Annotated in this window: 1 protein-coding gene; it reads left to right on the top strand. The window is 63.3% G+C overall.

Annotated elements, in window-relative coordinates; translation table 11 throughout:
* Window positions 1-14 precede the first annotated feature (14 nt).
* Window positions 15-316, top strand: a 302-nt coding sequence (locus X742_RS140065) for an ABC transporter permease subunit (protein ID WP_023775711.1), incomplete at its 3' end; no start/stop codon positions are given.

Raw genomic sequence — 316 nt, 5'->3', positions numbered from 1 at the left:
CTTTACGCCGCCTAATGGCAGCCCCCACCATCTCCAAACCCGACTTCCCCTGGTGGCTCGCTGTTGCCGGTATACTTGCGCTGGCCGCTGCCCTCGCCATCGCCGCCAGCGATCTCTATGCGCAGGTCTTCGCCACTGTCGCCAAGGGCATCGGAATCACCGTCTTCGTGACCGTGATCGCCTTCGTCCTGGCGTCGGTGATCGGCCTCGGCATTGCACTCATGGGCCTATCGGGCTCGGCGTTGCTGCGGCAGATCGCGCGCTTCTATGTCGAGATCATTCGGGGCGTGCCGATCCTGGTGCTGCTGTTCTGGAT

This window comes from Mesorhizobium sp. LNHC229A00 (genome assembly GCF_000502415.1).
Classification (GTDB): Bacteria; Pseudomonadota; Alphaproteobacteria; order Rhizobiales; family Rhizobiaceae; genus Mesorhizobium.
This window is presented reverse-complemented; position numbering and strand designations above follow the sequence as displayed.